Raw genomic sequence first — 14,589 nt, forward strand, 5'->3', positions numbered from 1 at the left:
ATTAACGTTCCAAGCGATTGTCAAAACAATCGCTTGAAGGCATGAATGAATAATGGACTTTAAAGATATTTGTCACGGTTGGCAAGAGTGCCACGCTGGAGTGACGTGAGTTGGAAACGACTTTGAATGGTATTAAACGGTGTCTATAGCGACGGTGATCCACCTCTTCCCATCCCGAACAGAGAAGTTAAGCCCGTTAGCGCCGATGGTACTGCCGAAAGGTGGGAGAGTAGGTCGATGCCAAATTTAGAGAGAGCGAGTTCAAATGACTCGCTCTTTTTTATTGTTTGAATTTTTAATTCGTTCACTACCTCCTCCGACTCCTCTTGGGTAAGCAGGGCTGTTAAGTTTTCCATGTTTTGTCATCCTGAGCTTGCGAAGGATCTCCCGCGACAACGTGAGATATTGGCAGGAGATGCTTTGCGATGCTCAGTAGGACAGCGAGATTGTAAATCATGGCAGAGTGGTTGCCCGAAGTAGCGAAAGCGATAAAAGAACAAGAGAAGGGAGAACTTAATAGTCCTGCCCTGTGTAAAGAGGAATTAGAGGGGGTAGTGTATAATACTTCTTCAGCTCCTCCTCAATAAACAGAGAAGGTTGCTGCGGAGCTGACGGAGAAGTTCATTTTCAATTGTTTTACCTGATTTCTGGTAGTTCTATTCCTTTGATTTTCCGGTATAGATTTAGGGCGTAAGAGTCTGTCATTCCGGAAACATAGTCTGTTACGGTTTGAATTTTTGTGTAGATGGAATCGTCTTTGTGTACTTTGTATTGTTCCGGCATAACAGAAAGAATGTTACGGGCGTAATAGGTCTCCGGTTTTAGAACGGCATCGATATATTCTTTCAATATAGTAGCCAGGATTTTGAAACCTGCAATCTGAATTTGGGTAACGATGTTGGTATGGTAAATTCGTGAGTATGCCACTTCTGTGCATGCTTCGTATGCCATTTTGTTGGTTCCGCTCAAGTGACTGATTAGACTGCCCTCAAAGGTGCCGTTCATGATCGCTTCATAGTTTTGGCAAAAGATGTCGGCACAGGCATTGATTAATTTATTGATGATTCCGGCACGCAAGAACGCTATATATTCGTTTTTATCTGTTACGATTTTAAAGGTGCGTGCAATGGTTTTTAGGTCGTCCTTGTCTGTTTCTTTATCGTAAAAATTGAGTAGGATTTTGGTTGTTTCTTCATAGGATAGAATTTTCAATTTGTGAGAATCTTCGATATCCATAATTTGGTAACAGATGTCATCTGCGGCTTCCACTAGAAAAACAAGGGGATGGCGGACGTATCTTAACGGTTTATCGCTTAGTTGAATAATTCCGAGTTCTTTGGCGACTTCCATGTAAATCTCTTTTTCACTTTGAAAAAAACCATATTTATGTCCTTTGGGGGAGGCTTTGGATTCAAAAGGATATTTGACAATGGAAGCAAGAGTCGAAAGAGTCATTGTATAGCCTCCCGGACGCCGTCCGTTAAAACTGTGAGTCAATAGGCGGAAAGCGTTTGCGTTGCCTTCAAAATGGCTGATATCAGCCCATTCTTCGTCCGTGAGGAGTTTCTTGAGATATTGTCCTTCTCCTTCAATGAAAAAATAAGATATGGCTTCTTCCCCCGAGTGTCCGAAGGGAGGGTTACCTAAATCATGAGCGAGGCACGCCGTGCTTACAATCGTGCCGATTTCTTCCAAAATTTCCGGATGTTCCAGTGTTTCTTTTGTTTTGATGAATTGGGCTATTTTGTTACCAAGGGAACGTCCCACGCTAGCAACTTCAAGGCTATGTGTCAGCCGGTTGTGCACGAAGATGTTTCCCGGTAAGGGGAATACCTGCGTTTTGTTTTGTAAACGACGGAACGGGGAAGAGAAGATCAGGCGATCATAATCTCTTTGAAATTGCGAACGGTCGTGTGAGCGAAACATGGTGATTGTGCTTCCCGGTTGATAGCGCCTTGATGATAATAGTTTATTCCAATCCATCATAATGGTCATAAGTTTACAGATTACGAGTTGCAAGTTATAGTTTTGAAACCTGCAATGAATAAGGCAAAAATAGTAATAAAAAAAAGAGGAAGCAACCGGCTTCCTCTTTATTGTTCTTATTTTGAAATGAAGTGGTAGTGGCTACCAAATCTTTCGAATGCTGCTTTATCAAGAGATTCCCTGTGATCGGGGTGAGCGATGTTGATAAGCGCTTTCGCTCTGTCTTGAAGGGTTTTCCCGTAAAGATCGGCGATCCCGAATTCCGTAACGATGTAATGGACGTCGAAACGAGTGGTAACGACTCCGGCTCCGTTCAAGAGGGTCGGGCAAATTTTGCTGACGCCTTTGTTGGTTACGGCAGGAAGTGCGATGATAGGTTTACCTCCTTCGCTGGCTGCAGCTCCGCGAATGAAGTCTAATTGACCACCGCAACCACTGTAGAATTTGATTCCGAGTGAATCGGCATTTACTTGTCCGGTAATATCCACGGAGAGTGCAGAGTTGATAGCCGTCATTTTCGGTTGTTGGGCAATGATGAACGGATCATTCGTGTAGCCCACGTCCATCATGGCAACTCCCGGGTTATCATCGATGAAGTCATAGACTCTTTTGGAACCCATCAAGAAGGTTGAAACAATTTTACCTTTGTCGAATTTTTTGTTCATGTTGTTGACAACGCCTTTCTCGTATAACGGTAATACGCCGTCAGCGAACATCTCGGTATGTATACCCAGGTTTTTGTGGTTGCCCAGCTGTGAAAGTACGGCATTCGGGATTGCACCGATACCCATTTGTAGGGTGGCTCCGTCTTCGATCAAGGAAGCCACGTTTTTACCGATGGCAATATCCTGTTCGGATAAGGTGGCTGGGTGTGCTTCGATAAGCGGGGTATTGTCTTCGCAGAAGATGTCGATGTCAGATAATCTGATAATAGCGTCCCCCCATGCTCTGGGAACGTTCGGGTTGATAACACCGATAACAGTTTTAGCGTTCTGTACGGCAGCTAATGTCGCATCCACGGAAGTTCCCATGGATACAAAGCCATGTTTGTCGGGAGGACAAACTTGAATCATGACTACGTCTACTGGATGAATGCCGCTTCTGATTAATTTTTGGGTTTCGCTCAAGTGAACTGGCACGTAGTCTGCATAACCTTCTTGGGTGGGTTTGCGCACGTTGCTACCCACAAAATAAGATTCCAGACAGAATATGCCTTCAAATTCAGCTTCTGCATAGGGGGCACTACCCTCGGTGTGTAGATGTTGTATTCTCACGTTTTTTAATTCACCAGCACGACCTCTTTTGCAAAGTGCCTGGATTAAACCTTGAGGGGCACAAGCCACGCTGTGAATGTGAATCCGGTCGTTGGATTTTACAACTTTTACAGCCTCGTCAAATGACACTGTTTTTATTCCCTGATACATAGTAATTTATTTTATTTCTATTCCTTATGATTTAATAATAGCTATCTCTTAAAAAAACGCTCGCAAGTTAGCAACACTCTTTTAATTAAACAATTTTTTCCGTAATTATTAGCTTCCAAATAAGACCGGGAATTGCGGTTACATTAGCCCCTTCAGAATGGCTTTTCCGATAAATAGGTAAATATTCAGTCCGATAATATCATTTGTCAACGTGATAAACGGTCCCGTTGCCAATGCCGGATCTATTTTCATCTTGTTGAGTAGTAGAGGAAATGCCGTGCCGAACATGGAGGCAAACATAATCACGATGAATAAAGAAATCGTTACTGTAATGGGCATCGCGTAAGAGTTCAGACCAAAAAAGAGGGATAGAATGAAAATTATAGAAGAGCAAATAGAAGCATTGATTGTAGCACACGATATTTCTTTCGTGATGCTTTGAAAGATGTTTTTCGGGTTTAGCGAATTGGAAGCAAGTCCTTTTACCACGATGGCGGAGGATTGGATACCCACGTTTCCGCCCATTGCCGTGATAACGGGAATGAACATTGCAGTGGCAGGGAATAGGGCAATATCCGCCTCGTAGAAGGAGATCATGTAGGCTGCCAGCATCCCCCCGAATAATCCGATAATCAACCAGGGGAGGCGGGCTTTGGTTTGATCCCATATCGTGTCCGAAGATTCTACATCCTGGGAGATACCGGACATCATTTGATAATCTTTTTCGGCTTCTTCCCGGATGACGTCTACCACGTCATCAATGGTGATACGTCCCACGAGCCGCCCGATGGAGTCGACCACGGGGATGGCTACCAAGTCATATTTTTGCATAATACGTCCCACGGATTCCGCGGGTTCGTCCGTTGTCACGTAAGTTACGTCCGGGTTGTAGATGTTTTTGATCTTCGTGGAGGTCGGGGTTAGAATCATTTTCTTTAAAGATAGCCTGCCCTTGAGAATATTGTCGTCGTCTACCACGTAAACGTAGAATATTTCGTCCAAATTTTCGGCTTGGCGGCTAAGTTCGCGGAGGCAGGTGAGTACGGTCCAATTCTCATTAACTTTGACTAACTCTTTTCCCATGAGTCCTCCGGCGGTGTCTTCGTCGTAATGCAACAAGTCGACAATGTCTCCGGCTTGTTCGAGGTCTTCCATGTGGGAGAGCACTTCTTGCTGCTGCTCGTTGGGCATACTCCCGACAAGGTCGGCGGCGTCGTCCGAGTCCATGTTGTCGACGAAACGTTTGGCGATGATTTCGGAGGGAAACGAATCGATGAAACGTTGCCGTTCGTCTTCTTCAATTTCAGCCAGCACGTCCCCAGCTTTTTCTTCATCTAGCAGTAGAAACAGGAATTGGGCTTCTTTGGTATCCAATTCTTCCATGATTTCTGCAATATCAGCCGGATGTAACGGTTCGACCAGTTTGGCTACGTCTTCTTTGTTATTCGCTTGAATGAGTTTCTCGAGATGGGAAACAAATTCTTCCGATAGTTCAAACTGTTGCATAATTTACTGAATTAGAGATTTAAAAGTCTATATCGTGGTGGCTTTTAAATGATTAAACGTTTCAATTTCTTTGCATAGTGCGATAAAATCCTCTACACTTAATTGTTCCGGGCGCAAAGATAAGCATTCTGAAACAAAATCGGGCGAAACTATTGGTTTTAAAGAATTGCGCAACGTTTTGCGGCGTTGGTTGAAGCCTGTCTTTACAACATTGAAAAATAGTTTTTCGTCACAGTCGAGTTTTTCTCTTTTGTTGCGAACCAGGCGGATGACTGCCGATTTTACTTTTGGTGGCGGATCGAATACTTGCTCCCCGACGGTAAAGAGGTACTCGATGTCATAAAAAGCCTGCAAGAATACGCTGAGTATCCCATAGGTCTTGTTACCGTGAGGGGCGCTGATGCGTTCCGCGACTTCTTTTTGAATCATGCATACCACTTGCGGGATAAGATCCCGGTTTGCCAAAATCTTGAAAAAGATTTGAGATGATATATTATAAGGCAGGTTCCCGATCACGGAAAATGGTTCCTGGTAAAATGACCGGATATCCGACTTTAAGAAATCTCCATATATGATCTGTTGCTTGTATTCGGGTAATTCTTCGTACAGGTAATCGATAGATTCTTGGTCGATGTCAATCGCTAACACGGAAAATTTAGTGTCAGCTAATAAATGACGGGTAAGCACACCCATCCCCGGACCTATTTCCAGAACCCCCTTGGTTACAGGTAATAAACTCTCCGTAATTTTGTGGGCGATATTCTGGTCTTTCAGAAAATGTTGTCCCAGATGTTTCTTGGCTCTAACAATACTCATAGAATGAAATCAGGGTGTTATGGGTTAAACTTCCAATTATTTATTTACTTTTGCATCCAGCTTACAAAATAATGATTTTATTTTGAGTTGTGAAAATTATTGGAATGCCAATCTTGACTAAAATTTGTTGATGAAGTCATTTTATAAACAGACTGTAAAGTTTTTTGCCTTCTTGTGCGTGACGGTGGTGCTGTTTTGGCTCGTGTACCGGGATCAGGATCCTGCCGAGTTGATGAAAGCGTTGCGGGAGGATGTGAATTACACGTGGATTTGGGTAGCTATCGTGCTAGGGATTCTTAGCCACGTGAGCCGCTCCCTGCGTTGGCAGATGCTGACGAAATCCATGGGATACCGGATTTCGTTCATGAATAGTTTTATGGGGGTGATGATCGGTTATTTTGCTAACTTGGCGATACCCCGGATGGGGGAGTTGACGCGTTGCGGGGTAGTGAGTAAATACGAGAAAGTGCCTTTCTCGAAATTGTTGGGAACTGTGGTGACCGAGCGGGTTTTCGATATGGTCATGTTGTTGTTGCTTACGTTGATCGTCGTGGTGACGCAGTTTAAACAGGTAGGGATATTTCTTGATAATAACGAGGATATAAAACAAAAGTTGATCGGGATGTTTTCCTCTCCCGTGACGTGGGTCGTGTTGGGAGTACTGGTACTGGGGCTGGTCGCTTTTATCTGGTTCTTGCGGAAAGGAACGTTCTTCACCCGGTTGCATCATTTTTTGACGGGAGTGAAAGAGGGGCTGCTGACAGTGAAGGATGTCGACCACAAGTGGCTGTTTATCGGGCATACCGTTTTTATTTGGCTGATGTATTATCTGATGCTGTACGTATGCTTCTTCTGCTTTAAGTTCACTTCCGGGCTGGGACCTATGGTCGGTTTGACTGTTTTCGTGCTTTCGAGTTACGGGATGGTGGCTCCGGTGCAGGGTGGAGTCGGGGCATGGCATTTTATGGTGATTGCCGCTTTGATGATTTATTTGCCGCACACGGAGGGCGTCGAGAGTATGACGAAGACTTTCGCTTTGTTGACACATGGCACGATGACTCTTTTGTACATTGTTGTCGGGGTGATTTGTTTATTGATATTGCCGATATATAATCGAAAAAGGTGACTATGGGAATTGTAGAGAAATATTTTACCGGATTGAGTGAAAAACAGATAAGCCAGTTCAACCAGTTGGAAGGGCTCTACCGGGAGTGGAACGAGAAGATTAATGTCGTTTCGAGAAAAGATATAGATGAATTGGAGATTCATCACGTGTTGCATTCTCTGGCAATCGCGAAAGTCATTTCATTCCAGCCGGGTACCCGCGTGTTGGATGTTGGTACGGGAGGCGGATTCCCGGGAATTCCTTTGGCTATCATGTTCCCGGAGGTGGATTTTTACCTGGTGGATTCTATCGGGAAGAAAATAAAAGTGGTCGAGGGTGTGGCTTCCGCACTAGGATTGAAGAATGTGAAGGCAGATCAAGTGCGGGTAGAAACCATGAAAGAAAAGTTCGATTTTATCGTTAGCCGTGCCGTCACGGCTTTCCCGTCGTTTATGACCCTTGTCCGGAACCGGATTCAAAAAGGAGGATGCAACGAGCTTCCGAACGGGATTATCTACTTGAAGGGGGGAGATTTTGAAGAGGAAATAAAAGATTTCAGGGAGCGGATTACCGTGTATAATATTCCGGAATTTTTTGACGAAGAATTTTTTGAGACTAAAAAGGTCATTTATATGAAATATCTTAAATAATTTTTCACTAACAATTTGTGAGTAAGAAGAATTCTTTATAAATTTGTCGCAGTTTAGCATTTCCACCTGGTTCATGCCGGGTGATTTTTACTTACTGAAAAGAAATAATCCAAATATAACGTAACTATATGTACGATATTTTAGAACTGAATGAAAAGTTGCTTTCAGAATTGCGTCAAATTGCAAAAGACCTGAATGTTAAAAGGATCGAATCCTATAAAAAGAAAGAATTAATATACAAAATTTTAGACCAGCAGGCGATGGTAACTACCGAGGAGACTGCTCCCGTGGAGCCAAAGGAGAAAAAGCCCCGGATACGTGTGATAAGAGGTGGTGCCGAAAAAGTGGGAGACTCTAAAGGCGGACTTCCTAAATTCAACAAGAACAAGGATAATAAAAAGGTAGAGGGCAAACCGGAACAACAGCAAAAAGAAGGAGTGAAGGAAGCATCCATGAAAAAGGAAGCAGTAGCAGTGAAGGAAGAAGTTCAGCCGGTAAATGTCGTACATAGTGATATCTTGGATAAGGATTTAGTCTTTAGCCGTACCGAGAGCGGGATTGTCGTGGAAAAGAAAGCGGAAGTACAACCGGAACCAAAAGCCGAAGTAAAAGCCGATGAAGTTGCGGAAGTTAAACCGGAACAAGCTGGTCAAAGACAAGAACGCAAGGTTTTTGACAAACGGAAGAGACAAGAGAATAAGAATGTCCCCGCGGTGGAAGAGAAGAAAGAGGTGAGCGTGGAAGAGAAACCGAAAGAGGAGCAAGGAGGCGAGAGAGTTCGTCCTAAATTTATAAAACGTAAACGTGTTGAGCGTGACGAGGAAGCTGTCCGTCTGGATGAAGAAGAGGATAATTTTGACGATTCTGAAAATAAGGATATTATTTCAGAGAGAGAGGATGGAAATGAGGTTTATGATAATGCTTCTTCGGAGAATGAAGATAGAAGAGATTACTCGAATAATAAAATGCGTTTTGACAAACGAGATAAATATTACGAGTTTGAAGGTATTATCTTAAATTCCGGGGTATTGGAAATTATGCCCGACGGGTATGGATTTTTGAGATCATCTGATTATAATTACTTGAATTCACCGGATGATATTTACGTGTCTCAAAGCCAAATTAAATTATTTGGTTTGTCCACGGGTGATACCGTGGAAGGTACGGTTCGTCCCCCGAAAGAAGGAGAAAAATATTTCCCGTTAATCAAAGTTTCAAAGATTAATGGAAAGTCTCCAGAGGCTGTGCGTGACCGTATTCCTTTTGACCATTTGACCCCCTTGTTCCCGAACGAGAAATTTAATTTGACTGGAAGCGGACGGGCTACTATTTCTACCCGCGTGGTAGATATGTTCTCCCCGATCGGTAAAGGGCAGCGCGGTCTGATCGTGGCTCAACCGAAGACGGGTAAGACCATGTTGTTGAAGGAGATTGCTAACGCTATTTCAGCTAACCACCCGGAGGTGTATCTGATCATTCTTCTGATTGACGAACGTCCGGAGGAGGTTACCGATATGGCACGCAGCGTGAAAGCGGAGGTGATAGCTTCTACTTTCGACGAGCCGGCAGAACGTCACGTGAAGGTGGCTAATATCGTGTTGGAAAAAGCGAAAAGAATGGTAGAGTGCGGACATGATGTGGTAATTTTATTGGATTCCATCACTCGTCTGGCTCGTGCTTATAATACCGTGTCCCCCGCGTCCGGTAAAGTACTTTCCGGAGGTGTGGATGCCAACGCTCTGCACAAACCGAAACGTTTCTTCGGTGCCGCACGTAACATCGAGAACGGCGGTTCATTGACCATTTTGGCTACCGCTTTGACGGAAACCGGATCAAAGATGGACGACGTGATTTTTGAGGAATTCAAGGGAACGGGAAACATGGAATTGCAGTTGGATCGCAAATTGTCCAACCGTCGTATCTACCCGGCTGTGGATATTACTGCTTCCAGCACGCGTCGTGACGATCTGTTACTGGATGAAAATGTGCTGAACCGTATTTGGATATTGCGTAACTATTTGACGGACATGAATTCCGTGGAAGCTATGCAGTTCGTGAAAGATCGTTTGGAGAAAACCCGGTCGAATGAGGAATTCTTGATTTCCATGAATGACAAATAATCGAATTTAGGGGAAATACCATAGTATATAACATAGAAAAGCAGGTTAAGCTATACTTAACCTGCTTTTTATATGTTTTGCAACATCCGGATTACAAAATCCGGCTTTTTTTATTACCTTTGCCTTGCAAAAGAATAAAAAATGGAGAGTTTACGCAACACGCATAATATTCTATTGAAAGAGAGAACGTCGGCTATCCGGCGCGGTCTGTTGGATACGATTGATTATCGTGCCCGTTTGATCGCGATAAAGGGGAGCCGGGGCGTGGGAAAGACGAATTTTCTGCTGGACTTTTGCAAAGAGCATTATAAAGGAGATCCCTCCTGCTTGTACGTGAATATCAATAATCTATTTTTCGCTATGGAGGGATTGTTCAATTTTGTGGAACGTTTCTACAAGCTCGGGGGAAAAGTATTGCTGTTAGACCAAATACACAAATACCCGAATTGGGATAAAGAGCTGCGCGAGGCTTACGACCGTTTCCCGGAATTGCAGATTGTATTCACTGTATCCTCCATATTAAGAGTAAAATCGAATAAATATCTTCAAGGTATCGTGGAGATGTATAACCTGAGCGGGTTATCTTTCCGGGAATTTTTGGAATTGGAGACGGGACACAAGTTTCCCGTGTATTCTTTCGAGGAGATCGTGGAGCGCCACGAGGAGATCGTGAATGACATTCTGGAAAAGGTACGTCCGTTAGCTTTTTTTAGTAACTATTTGAAATATGGTTATTATCCCATATATTTGGAGGAGAAATCACATATCGATTATTTGTTGAAAAATATCAACTTAACATTGGAGTTTGATATTCCGTATAATAATCAGATAGAACTGAAGTATTTGACGAAGTTGAAGCAATTGCTTTATATCGTGGCAAACGGTAACAGTAATATTAATATCAGCAAATTGAGTACGCAGATCGGGGTTTCCCGAGCAACGGTGTTAAATTACCTGCATTACATGAAGAATGCGCGGTTATTGTCGCTGTTGTTCGACAAGGAAAGTGACGACGAGAACGGGTTGAAGCCGAACCAGGTATTCCTGCATAATCCGAACTTGCTGAATGCGGTTTGTTTGGATAACACGGATTCGCTGATGGTTCGGAAAACTTTTTTAGTGAGTCAGTTGTGTGCCGTGGCGAAACTAAATTATTCGGGAAACGAGGACTTGCTCGTGAACCGGAAATATGAGGTTTCCGTGCGGCAGTCAGATGATAAAGGGCGGGTCAGGGATTCAGTGATTCTGATGACCGATATGATCGAACGGGGGGAGAAGAATATTATTCCCTTGTGGCTTGCCGGTTTTGTATATTGAGTGAAAAATAAAAATAAATAGAGTGATCAACTATTGTTAGTTAATGTTTAAAAAAATGGCAAAAGAAAAGAAATTTATCACATGCGATGGTAACGCTGCCGCTGCTCATGTAGCTTATATGTTCAGCGAGGTATCGTGTATCTATCCTATTACTCCGTCGTCCCCGATGGCAGAGTATGTTGACGAGTGGGCAGCGAAAGGTCGGAAGAACCTGTTCGGTGAGACTGTTCGTGTCGTTGAAATGCAATCGGAAGCCGGGGCGGCAGGTGCAGTTCACGGTTCTCTTCAAGCAGGTGCTTTGACCACGACTTACACTGCATCACAAGGTTTGTTGTTGATGATCCCGAATATGTACAAGATTGCAGGTGAGCTGCTTCCTTGCGTGTTCCACGTGAGTGCCCGTGCTTTGGCTGCTCATGCACTTTCTATTTTCGGCGATCACGCAGACGTTTACGCTGCTCGTCAAACCGGGTTCGCCATGTTGGCATCCGGCTCTGTACAGGAGGTAATGGATCTTTCTGCTGTATCTCACCTGACCGCAATCAAATCAAGAGTTCCTTTCGTGAACTTCTTCGACGGATTCCGTACTTCTCACGAGATCCAGAAGATCGAGGAGTTGGATATGGAAGCTATTCGCGGGTTGGTTGATATGAAAGCATTGCAGGAATTCCGTGACCGTGCACAAAGTTCAGAGCACCCGGAAACAAAGGGTACCGCTCAAAACCCGGATGTGTATTTCCAAGGTCGTGAGGCTGCTAATAAATTCTACGATGCCGTACCGGATATCGTGGCTTACTATATGGATGAAATGTCCAAGATTACTGGACGTATCTATCGCCCGTTCGTGTATTATGGAGCGAAAGACGCTGAGAACATCATCATCGCCATGGGTTCTGTCACTGAAACTATCCGTGAAGTGATCGACTACAAGGTGGCTAAGGGTGAAAAAGTGGGTATGGTTGCCGTTCATTTGTATCGTCCGTTCTCTGCTAAATATTTCATGGAAGCAATTCCTGCTTCTGTAAAACGTATTGCAGTGCTTGACCGCACAAAAGAGCCGGGAGCTAATGGTGATCCGTTGTACCTCGACGTGAAAGAGGTGTTCTACGGCAAAGAGAATGCCCCGATAATTGTGGGAGGTCGTTACGGTTTGGGTTCTAAAGACGTGACCCCGGGACAAATCATCGGTGTTTACAAGAATCTGGCGATGAACGAGCCGAAGGATCATTTCACGATGGGTATCGTGGATGATGTTACTTTCCACTCACTGCCTGTTGAGCCGGAAGTGAAAGTAAACTCGGATGCCATGTACGAGGCTAAATTCTACGGATTGGGTTCTGACGGTACGGTAGGTGCTAACAAAAACTCTATCAAGATTATCGGTGGTGCAACCAACAAATATTGCCAGGCTTATTTCGCTTACGATTCCAAGAAGTCAGGTGGTTTTACCGCTTCTCACTTGCGTTTCGGCGACGAGCCTATTCGTTCTACTTATTTAATCACCACGCCGGACTTCGTGGCTTGTCACGTGCCCGCGTACATCCATATGTACGATGTGTTGAAAGGATTGAAAAAAGGCGGTTCTTTCTTGTTGAACTCTCTTTGGGATGAAAACGAGGTTGCCAACCACCTGCCGAATCACATGAAACGTTACCTGGCTGAAAACGATATCAATTTCTATATCATCAATGGAACCAAGATCGGTCAAGAGTTAGGTTTGGGTAACCGTACTAACACGATCATGCAATCTGCATTCTTCAAGATCACGAACGTGATTCCTTATGATTTGGCTGTTAGCGAGATGAAGAAAGCGATCGACAAATCATATGGTAAAAAAGGAGAGGCTGTAGTGAAAATGAACTATGCCGCAGTAGATGCCGGAGGTATCGATACGAACGTGGTAAAAGTAGTCGTGCCCGCTGAATGGAAGAATCTGAAAGACGAGAATTGCGCTCCCGACACGAATCGCCCGGAATTCATCCGCAACGTGGTTGACGTGATGAACGCTCAAAAGGGGGATGATCTTCCCGTTAGCGCTTTTGCCGGACGTGAAGACGGTTCATTCCCTGCCGGGACTTCTAAATTCGAGAAACGCGGTATCGCTATCAACGTGCCGGAATGGCAAGTGAATAACTGTATCCAATGTAACCAGTGTGCTTACGTTTGTCCTCACGCTGCTATCCGTCCGTTCTTGTTGACTGACGCCGAGTTGGCTGCCGCTCCTGCCGGAACGGAAACGAAACCGGCTATCGGTAAAGAGCTTGCCGGATACAAGTTCAAGATCCAAGTATCCCCGTTAGACTGTACCGGTTGCGGTAATTGTGCCGATGTATGTCCCGCAAAAGAAAAAGCGCTTATCATGAAGCCGCTTGAATCTCAGGAAGCGGAAATTGCTCGTTTCAAATATATGGACGAGAAGGTAGGTTACAAACGTGTTGTTGAGCCTAACAATGTGAAGAATTCTCAGTTCCAACAACCCTTGTTCGAGTTCTCCGGGGCTTGTGCAGGTTGTGGTGAAACTCCTTATATCAAGTTAATCACCCAATTGTTCGGCGAACGGATGATGGTGGCTAACGCTACGGGATGTACTTCTATCTATGGTGGTTCCGCCCCATCAACCCCGTATTGCAAAAACTACGTTTCCGGACGTGGTGTGGCTTGGGCTAACTCCTTGTTCGAGGATAATGCCGAGTACGGCTTCGGTATGGCTGAAGGAGCCAACCGTTTGCGCGATCGTGCTAGAAGATTGTTGGAAGAAAATATGTCAAGTTTTTCTGCGGACACGCAAGCTGCTATCAATGAATGGATTGCCGCTTACGAGGATGGCGACAAGACTTTAGTGGCAAGCGACAATATGTCTGCTGCGCTGGCAAAGGAAACTTCTGCTGTTGCCAAGGAGATCATGACGTTGAAACCCTACTTCCCGAAGAAATCTCAATGGATATTCGGTGGTGACGGTTGGGCTTATGACATCGGTTACGGCGGTTTGGATCACGTGTTGGCAAGCGGTCACAACGTGAACGTGCTGGTGGTTGATACCGAGGTTTATTCCAACACCGGAGGTCAATCATCCAAATCAACCCCCGTGGGTGCTGTTGCTAAATTTGCTGCCAGCGGTAAACGCGTACGCAAGAAAGATTTAGGCGCTATGGCTATGTCATACGGCTATGTTTACGTTGCACAGGTTGCCATGGGATCAAATCAAGCTCAATATTTGAAAGCGTTGAAGGAAGCTGAAGCATATGACGGTCCGTCTTTGATTATCGCTTACGCACCGTGTATCAATCACGGTCTGAAAGCAAGCATGGGTAAATCTCAGGCTGAAGAGAAGAAGGCTGTTGAATGCGGATACTGGCAGTTGTATCGTTACAACCCGATGTTGGAGGAAGAAGGCAAGAACCCGTTCCAATTGGATTCCAAGGAGCCGGATTACAGCAAATTCCGTGAATATTTGATGGGTGAAGTTCGTTTCAACTCGTTGATAAAAGCTGCTCCGGAAGAAGCCGAGAAGCTGTTCGCAAAGACTGAAGCTGACGCTAAATGGCGTTACGAGGGCTACAAACGTCGTGCTGAGATGAAATACGGTGAATAATTTTCATGATTAATATTTTGATTACGGGGTCACTTTCGGGTGACCCCGTTTTTGTTGCTACTACTTTGCGGTT

The 14,589-nt window shown here is 44.5% G+C and carries 10 protein-coding genes and 1 rRNA gene; 7 read left to right on the forward strand and 4 right to left on the reverse strand.

Annotated elements, in window-relative coordinates:
* Positions 1–135: 135 nt before the first annotated feature.
* Both rrf and A3CY_RS23430 read left to right on the forward strand, forming a co-directional pair.
* Positions 136–246: ribosomal RNA gene (rrf, locus tag A3CY_RS0114200) — 5S ribosomal RNA — on the forward strand.
* Between the two features lie 209 nt (positions 247–455).
* Positions 456–587: a hypothetical protein gene (locus A3CY_RS23430; protein WP_018338594.1), complete on the forward strand. Its 132-nt coding sequence runs from the start codon at positions 456–458 to the stop codon at positions 585–587.
* 49 nt (positions 588–636) lie between these two features.
* Here A3CY_RS23430 and A3CY_RS0114210 read toward each other — a convergent pair whose 3' ends face one another.
* The 4 genes from A3CY_RS0114210 to rsmA form a co-directional block, all read right to left on the reverse strand.
* Positions 637–1,986, reverse strand: a complete 1,350-nt coding sequence (locus A3CY_RS0114210) for a deoxyguanosinetriphosphate triphosphohydrolase (protein WP_148375191.1) — start codon at positions 1,984–1,986, stop codon at positions 637–639.
* Positions 1,987–2,102: 116 nt separating this feature from the next.
* Positions 2,103–3,410, reverse strand: coding sequence for an acetyl-CoA hydrolase/transferase family protein (locus A3CY_RS0114215; protein ID WP_018338596.1), 1,308 nt, complete (start codon positions 3,408–3,410; stop codon positions 2,103–2,105).
* 138 nt (positions 3,411–3,548) lie between these two features.
* On the reverse strand, positions 3,549–4,916 hold the full coding sequence (gene mgtE, locus A3CY_RS0114220; RefSeq protein WP_018338597.1) for a magnesium transporter: 1,368 nt from the start codon (positions 4,914–4,916) through the stop codon (positions 3,549–3,551).
* A 27-nt stretch (positions 4,917–4,943) separates the two neighbouring features.
* Positions 4,944–5,732, reverse strand: a complete 789-nt coding sequence (gene rsmA / locus A3CY_RS0114225) for a 16S rRNA (adenine(1518)-N(6)/adenine(1519)-N(6))-dimethyltransferase RsmA (RefSeq protein ID WP_018338598.1) — start codon at positions 5,730–5,732, stop codon at positions 4,944–4,946.
* Between the two features lie 130 nt (positions 5,733–5,862).
* Here rsmA and A3CY_RS0114230 point away from each other — a divergent pair, with 130 nt between their 5' ends.
* From A3CY_RS0114230 to nifJ, 5 genes are all read left to right on the forward strand, one after another.
* Positions 5,863–6,858: a lysylphosphatidylglycerol synthase transmembrane domain-containing protein gene (locus A3CY_RS0114230; RefSeq protein WP_026207689.1), complete on the forward strand. Its 996-nt coding sequence runs from the start codon at positions 5,863–5,865 to the stop codon at positions 6,856–6,858.
* A 2-nt stretch (positions 6,859–6,860) separates the two neighbouring features.
* Entirely contained in the window at positions 6,861–7,487 is a 627-nt protein-coding gene (gene rsmG / locus A3CY_RS0114235; RefSeq protein ID WP_018338600.1) for a 16S rRNA (guanine(527)-N(7))-methyltransferase RsmG, read from the forward strand.
* A gap of 128 nt (positions 7,488–7,615) precedes the next feature.
* Positions 7,616–9,607, forward strand: coding sequence for a transcription termination factor Rho (rho, locus tag A3CY_RS0114240; protein ID WP_018338601.1), 1,992 nt, complete (start codon positions 7,616–7,618; stop codon positions 9,605–9,607).
* A gap of 141 nt (positions 9,608–9,748) precedes the next feature.
* Positions 9,749–10,924: an AAA family ATPase gene (locus tag A3CY_RS0114245; protein WP_018338602.1), complete on the forward strand. Its 1,176-nt coding sequence runs from the start codon at positions 9,749–9,751 to the stop codon at positions 10,922–10,924.
* Between the two features lie 55 nt (positions 10,925–10,979).
* On the forward strand, positions 10,980–14,516 hold the full coding sequence (nifJ, locus tag A3CY_RS0114250; protein WP_026207691.1) for a pyruvate:ferredoxin (flavodoxin) oxidoreductase: 3,537 nt from the start codon (positions 10,980–10,982) through the stop codon (positions 14,514–14,516).
* Positions 14,517–14,589 lie beyond the last annotated feature (73 nt).

This window comes from Butyricimonas synergistica DSM 23225, from assembly GCF_000379665.1.
GTDB classification, from domain to species: domain Bacteria; phylum Bacteroidota; class Bacteroidia; order Bacteroidales; family Marinifilaceae; genus Butyricimonas; species Butyricimonas synergistica.

Coding starts and splice junctions, on each gene's coding strand:
- rsmG (WP_018338600.1), top strand. CDS start 6,861: ATGGGAATTGTAGAGAAATATTTTACCGGATTGAGTGAAAAACAGATA.
- A3CY_RS0114245 (WP_018338602.1), top strand. CDS start 9,749: ATGGAGAGTTTACGCAACACGCATAATATTCTATTGAAAGAGAGAACG.
- mgtE (WP_018338597.1), bottom strand. CDS start 4,916: ATGCAACAGTTTGAACTATCGGAAGAATTTGTTTCCCATCTCGAGAAA.
- A3CY_RS0114215 (WP_018338596.1), bottom strand. CDS start 3,410: ATGTATCAGGGAATAAAAACAGTGTCATTTGACGAGGCTGTAAAAGTT.
- A3CY_RS0114210 (WP_148375191.1), bottom strand. CDS start 1,986: ATGATGGATTGGAATAAACTATTATCATCAAGGCGCTATCAACCGGGA.
- rho (WP_018338601.1), top strand. CDS start 7,616: ATGTACGATATTTTAGAACTGAATGAAAAGTTGCTTTCAGAATTGCGT.
- rsmA (WP_018338598.1), bottom strand. CDS start 5,732: ATGAGTATTGTTAGAGCCAAGAAACATCTGGGACAACATTTTCTGAAA.
- nifJ (WP_026207691.1), top strand. CDS start 10,980: ATGGCAAAAGAAAAGAAATTTATCACATGCGATGGTAACGCTGCCGCT.
- A3CY_RS0114230 (WP_026207689.1), top strand. CDS start 5,863: ATGAAGTCATTTTATAAACAGACTGTAAAGTTTTTTGCCTTCTTGTGC.
- A3CY_RS23430 (WP_018338594.1), top strand. CDS start 456: ATGGCAGAGTGGTTGCCCGAAGTAGCGAAAGCGATAAAAGAACAAGAG.